Here is a 6,437-nt window from a genome sequence, read left to right as displayed (position 1 = left end):
CCCCATATCTTACTTTTATTTTAATCTTTATTCGGAACTTTCTCAATTTATCTTGTACTATTTTTATTCTAGCACCAATGTATTTAATGGAATATCAAGGTATCCTAAAGCTAGTAATAGTATGGATATAAACACAAACGACCACCTATTAAGCCGCTTGTAAAAATATAGTATCATAGTGTATAATTAGTCATGGATAAATTATTTTCCTGTATCAACTACACCATGAAAGGATGTGACTACCCACAATCTATATGGTACAGAAAATAAATATAGCATAGAATGATTGCCGTCATTCAAAGCTAATTAAGGGCTTTTCTTATAGTATATCTTAATTCTTTCCTTCTTAGTTATATAATATTCTACACTTTTTAAAAGATTCCTTCTAAAAGCCCCGAAATTATTAAAAATAAAAAAATTATACTTTAGGAGGAAAAAGGTTATGCCCAAAACAGTAACTTCAGCATTCAATGAATTTTTAAAAGATAAGGTTAATCTAGACAAAGATGAAACCACTACTGCAAGAAGTAGTCGCAATTGGTTAATTGAAAGAATACACGAATTTCCTGACAAAGACTCCACTTTCCCAAAGTTATATTCAGATATAGATATAGCTTTTGGCTCTTTTGCAAGAAGAACTAAAAAGAGGGAACTTGATGACATTGATATTATGATAGGTCTTGCTGGAGAATTCAGTACCTACAATGAACTTTCTGATAAAATTGAAATAATTGTTCCAGATACTGCAACTAATTTAAAGAAGCTTTGTAATGATGGTACTAATATTTTAAATTCGAGGAAAGTAATTAATAAATTTATAAATATGTTAAAATGCATTCCTCAATATACCAAAGCAGAGATGAAACTTAACAAGCAGGCCGCAATTTTAAATTTGACTTCATACAATTGGAGTTTTGACATAGTTCCTTGTTTCATGGTAAAGGAAAATGTTTACAAAAAAACCTATTATTTAATTCCTGACGGTAATGCTAATTGGATGAAAACTGACCCCAGAATTGACAGAGATAGAGTATCAATTATAAATCAAAAACATGATGGAAATGTACTTAATATAATAAGAATCATGAAGTATTGGAATAAAAGAAAGACAATGCCTTTGATGCCATCTTACCTAATGGAAAATATTATTGTTAATTATTATAATACTAAATTAGGGGAAGCTAGTAATTATGTTGATATGGAACTTCCTAGTCTTTTCCTCCATGTTTATTCTGCTATTTATAACTCAGTTAATGACCCTAAAGGCATCCAAGGGAATATTAATAATTCATCACTAGATGAGCGTATTAAAATAAGCACTAGAGCATATTTAGATTATCAGAAGGCATCAGATGCAAGGGAATATGAAAAACAAGGTGACCATAAATCTTCAATTAATAAATGGAGAGAAGTTTTTGGAAATGACTTTCCAGAGTCTAAAGAATAATAATTAGAGGTAGATATTATGAACAATGGCATAATAAATAGAGAAAATAACCAGGAGAATTTAATGAAATTAGCTGCACAAAATTACCTGTATTCCAAGGCTAAGATAATCTTAGGAATACAAATAATCACTCAAGTTGTTTTAGTAGTGTGTATAGCACTTCTTCCTATATTTATAACAGATTCTTTCTTAAAGTATCACGGTATAAAAAAAATACAGTTTACCATAACTACAGTAGGGCTTAGTTTGATTCTAGCAGCTATAGATTTAATTGTAATGGTTCCAATAATTAATAAAGACAGAGAAATAGCCGCAAGTATTCAAGAGGACTTTGATTGTACTGTTTTATCAATTCCTTGGAATGATATCAAAGTTGATAAACCAGACGGTGAAATTATTTCTAGTAATGCTAGCGAGTACATTAAAACTAAGCTTAGTAAAGTTGACATTGGGGCTGCTAATTCTGGAACTGTTTTAGATTGTTTTAGAGATTGGTATTCTCCTAAAACAATAGAAAGTTTACCTTTAGAAGTTGGAAGAATTATATGTCAAAGGACTAATTGCTGGTGGGATAGTTATTTAAGAAATAAGTTCAAACGAGATATTGTTATTTGTTCTTCTGGCATTTTTTTCTTATTACTTTTAATTGGGATTATAAGAGAAATGTCTGTTCCTAACATCATAATAAATGTATTTTCTCCCTTTTTACCCGTATTGACTTTTACAGTAGTTCAATGTAGGGAAAATACTAGGTCTATAAAATGCACTAAAAGATTAAAGATTAAAGCTGATGAATATTGGGGAAAAGTAATCTCTAATCCTACTAATTTTGTTTTGCTTAATGATTTAGCAAGGAAATTACAAAATGAGGTTTTTGATTGCAGGAAAAATAATCCTCTAATATTTGATTGGTACTACAATAAATATAGAAGGGAACAACAAAGAGATACTAATTATAAAGCACAGACAATGATAGACCAATATAATTCTACTATTATATAAATTAAGCATTTATAATTTAATAATGCAAATAGCAGACCAGTGTACTCTTTAACTTCAAATATTTACTTAATTAAAACAAATGTAAGAAAGAGATGGCACATATTAAGAGATAATATCTTAAAATATGTCATCTTTAATTACTCTTGTAATGTTTCATAAGAATTTATATATCATTTGCATTTTTTATTTTCTTTTTTCTCATATGTATAATATGTATATGCTATCTCACCTTCAATTTTTTCTTCATAGGTTTTCACAAAATCATGTTTATTAATTTCAGGAAAACAAACATTTCCATCTATTATTTTATCAATTACAGTGAGATATATTTTATCTGAATAAGGCAACGCCTCTTTGTATACTTGTTCTCCACCTGCAACAAATACTTCTTCTTCATCTTTTACTAAATCGAATGCTTCAGGTAGAGACTTTACTGTTGTACAATTATCAGTTACCATATTTAAAGTATTTGAAATAACAATTGTTTTTCTATTTGGCAATGGCTTTCCTATCTCTTGAAAAGATTTTCTACCCATAATTATTGTTTTACCTGTAGTCAACTCTTTAAATCTCTTCTGTTCCCCTATTACCTATAACATTATTTTTTGACACGGCTACTATTAATGAAATCATAATTAAATTCCCTCAATCTTAATTTATAAAAATTACACCTGCTATACTTGTTAACTAAAACTATTTTTGATTTCAACTTTCCTTTATAAAGAAAACTTTGAGTAAAATATGCTATCCAATGAGAATCTAATATTACTACATATGTCCTAATTTGATAGCTGTTAATATCAGCATATCTGCTATTACTTCCAATATACTTAATAATAACAGCATTTTAAACCGGATACCATAATTACTGAATTCTTAGGCATTTCTCTTATTACATGTACTAAATTGCATAAGTCACCCACTGAACTTCCTAGACATGCTGCCCCTAATATAAATAGCATAGAATTAAATGTCACATTATAGATTGGTATGAAAGTCCATACTAACAAAGGTATAACACCAAGTATAATCGCTGGAAGTAAAAGGGTACAAATATAGCGTATTTTAGATATTGGACTACTGGGAGCCAAGCATATTCCCCAATTATTGTAATATACTAACACTTCACTTTTAGGTGGAAAGCACATTGCATGTAAAAACTCATGAACTGCTAAAAATGGGAATGCAAGTATAAAACCTGTTAGATAACCTACTAAATTTAACTTGTATTTTCCTATATAGTTGGACTTGACATGAATACATACTACTATAAAGATTATGATTGGTATCAACATTACAAAGAGGTCTGACTTCCGTTGATTGTTTAGAATTTCAACTGCATTTGGAGGAATTTCGGTTGTAGGGAAAGTGTTTGTTTCACTTAACTTACCCTTCCATTTTACTTTCATATTTAGCCCACTCCCTTATTAAATAGAATAGAAATACTCTACAGTTTTGACTTAATTTCTATAGAAATCATACCATATTAATATTTACATACTACGTATAAAAAATATAAATACCATCCTTTACAAACACCCTATTATTCAATTTCTAAAGAACAACATTCAGATTTTCAAGCTCAAAAATTAGTACTGAGCTTAAAAGACACAATGGCCTAAATGAAGATATTATTTAACGTGCTTTTTATCACCAAACCCAAGGGATAATTCTCCATGTTGTTTTTTTATAATTAATGTATTCATTCCCAAAGTTTTTTAATAAAGCTTTTTCTTCAACAAATATCCTGTACCCATAAACACATGCTAATATTATTAGTACGCATGGTGTGGCTATAAATGATCTTAATGATAGTGGTATTCCCAATACAGCCAAAATACTTCCTGTATAAGCAGGATGTCTTAAATATTTATATAGTCCATTATTTATTAATTTTTGTTCTGACTTGATTACTACAGATAAAGAAAAAAACTTTCTAAGAGTCCAAACTGCCCAAATTCTAATAACTACCCCTAGAAGCATAAAAATAATTCCGATCCAAAATACCATATTAGGCAATAGCCAGTGAATTTGCTTTCTAACCATAGAACTAACAACCACACTTAGCCATACACCTAACAATATAATAAAGCACGACCCCTTATCATATGATTTTTTATTTGACTTTTTTTCAGATGGTTTAGAAATAGTAAGTAATAAAATAATCATCTCAGAAACAACCCATAAAATAAAAACAATTTGAAATGAAGATTTTTGTAGTGAACTAATGAACCAACTGTTACCAAATAAATACACAATATCACCTTCCATATTTAATTAATAATTCACAATTAATTACTACTATGTATGAATCTTAGACATGTTAAAAATCCCCCTACAAGTCACTATTACATAATTAATTACTATTATTAGATCCCTAATTAACTTCTAAGTAAATTATAACATTATCTACTCATATATATTTTTGACTAATAGGCAAACTACATGTATTTTAAGTGTATCAAAAATTCAATGATTTTTTTGGTAATCAAAAAGCTTACCTTTTATCATATATATTATAAATGAACCTTTTTCTTAAATATTATTTTATAAATATAAGCTTTTTGATCACCTGCATTACTACTATACATTAATAATTAATATAAATAGTATATATATTTCTGTAATTTGGTACCCACATTTTAATTTAATTTGATACCCACATTTAGATGTGAACTAAGAATCATACCATTAAAAACTACAATTCACATCCAAAGGAAAACGTAGCCATTTTACGATATTTTAAATATGTTTAAAGTGAGACATTATCTTTTGATTTCTAACAGCAAATTAAAAATAACAATCTTGTTAATATTTACAAGATTGTTGCAAAGCAAAAAAATATTTTTAATAAACACAAATAAACCTTTCTTCAATACTTCTAAAAAAAATTGACTCTAATAAACCTAAATCTTTTAAAAATTTTTTGATGAAATCTTTTAAAAATAGTGCTATAATATTAATGATTATTTTGTTTTGTTACTGTATGTGTTGAGATTATATGAGGTGCACTTATATAATCTCTTTAACTTTTTTGTATTTTTATTCTAAGTCTTCCCATCCTAATAATTGTCGTTCTAATTTTTCAAAATCGTATTCCCTTGGCTTAAAATTATTAAACGTAGATATTTTTCCCTTGTTATTTTTCCCATATTCTTTCTTTTGCTTGTCCTGTTTTTCTGTATTTCTAGTTTTAGCTTCTTCCTGCTGTGCTTGATATATTTGCTTCAATAAATCTACTAGTTCTTTTTTCTTTTGATTATGTAATAGTTGGCTTTATTAAGTCCCTGTCTAACCTTCACAAATGGGCATAAAGGGCTTTCTGCCATACGATTAATACAATGGGGGATATATATTCCCTACTGAATCTAAATTCTTTTGCTATTTCAGCTTGTGATACATATACTATCATATAATTTTCTTGAGTTATATCGGTATTAACTCTACCTTCAAAAAAATCTAAGATTAACCCACAAGTTCCCATGATACCTTTAGGTAAGGACTTTAATAAAGCTATTTTTATGTTTACGGGGAACGCATTACTAAAAATTTTGAGATTTTTTAGAGGCATGAATTCATTTCTTAATCTCTCTTTTAACTGTTCACTAAGTAACATTGTTTTCTACCCCCTAACCTGCAATCTCATTTTTTTAAATCTAATTTCCTATTTAGGTTTAATATAGATTGTCTCTATCCATTGCCAATGCTTGTCCATAACAACAATGTATTTATTAAAAGCTTTATCTGTCTTAATTTCTAAGTATTCTTTTAATTTGTCATAGCTTGGTATTTCCTCAAAATTCCAAACATGATATTGAAAGTACTTAGTAAATAAATAACATTTCTTTTTATCGTGTTTTTCGTAACTCCCATCATTTGTTAATATTGAATGTCTATAATTTTCGGTATACGGGATAGAACTTGGATCAACGAAACCATTTAACACCTTAAATGCAATTTTATCTACATTTATTTTTTCTCTTTTTTC

General features: G+C 28.1%; 7 protein-coding genes and 1 pseudogene. 2 read left to right on the top strand and 6 right to left on the bottom strand.

All coding sequences use genetic code 11. From position 1 onward, the window contains the following. Positions 1-442: 442 nt before the first annotated feature. Both ACJDU8_RS25000 and ACJDU8_RS24995 read left to right on the top strand, forming a co-directional pair. Positions 443-1,447 carry a nucleotidyltransferase gene (locus ACJDU8_RS25000; RefSeq protein ID WP_406794903.1) on the top strand — a complete coding sequence of 335 codons (1,005 nt, stop codon included), beginning with the start codon at positions 443-445 and terminating at the stop codon, positions 1,445-1,447. Between the two features lie 18 nt (positions 1,448-1,465). After that, positions 1,466-2,449, top strand: a complete 984-nt coding sequence (locus tag ACJDU8_RS24995) for an S-4TM family putative pore-forming effector (protein WP_406794902.1) — start codon at positions 1,466-1,468, stop codon at positions 2,447-2,449. 170 nt (positions 2,450-2,619) lie between these two features. Here the strand turns inward: ACJDU8_RS24995 and ACJDU8_RS24990 are convergent. The 6 genes and pseudogenes from ACJDU8_RS24990 to ACJDU8_RS24965 form a co-directional block, all read right to left on the bottom strand. Further along, positions 2,620-3,082, bottom strand: a pseudogene (locus ACJDU8_RS24990) (dihydrofolate reductase). Between the two features lie 197 nt (positions 3,083-3,279). Next, positions 3,280-3,858, bottom strand: a complete 579-nt coding sequence (locus ACJDU8_RS24985) for a DUF3267 domain-containing protein (protein ID WP_406794901.1) — start codon at positions 3,856-3,858, stop codon at positions 3,280-3,282. Between the two features lie 241 nt (positions 3,859-4,099). Next, a complete protein-coding gene (locus ACJDU8_RS24980; RefSeq protein ID WP_406794900.1) occupies positions 4,100-4,618 on the bottom strand; it encodes a methyltransferase family protein in 519 nt (172 codons plus the stop codon). An 873-nt stretch (positions 4,619-5,491) separates the two neighbouring features. After that, entirely contained in the window at positions 5,492-5,680 is a 189-nt protein-coding gene (locus ACJDU8_RS24975; RefSeq protein ID WP_406794899.1) for a hypothetical protein, read from the bottom strand. Positions 5,681-5,747: 67 nt separating this feature from the next. Further along, the gene (locus ACJDU8_RS24970) at positions 5,748-6,065 is read right to left on the bottom strand and encodes a hypothetical protein (protein WP_406794898.1); all 318 of its coding nucleotides are present in this window, start codon (positions 6,063-6,065) and stop codon (positions 5,748-5,750) included. 48 nt (positions 6,066-6,113) lie between these two features. Continuing rightward, a partial coding sequence (locus tag ACJDU8_RS24965) for a hypothetical protein (RefSeq protein ID WP_406794897.1) occupies positions 6,114-6,437 on the bottom strand: 324 nt, incomplete at its 5' end.

Origin of the sequence: Candidatus Clostridium eludens (genome assembly GCF_045310515.1) — a bacterium.
Classification (GTDB): Bacteria; Bacillota; Clostridia; order Clostridiales; family Clostridiaceae; genus Clostridium_B; species Clostridium_B eludens.
The sequence above is the reverse complement of the archived record's forward strand: the minus strand, read 5'-3'. Positions and strand labels throughout refer to the sequence as shown.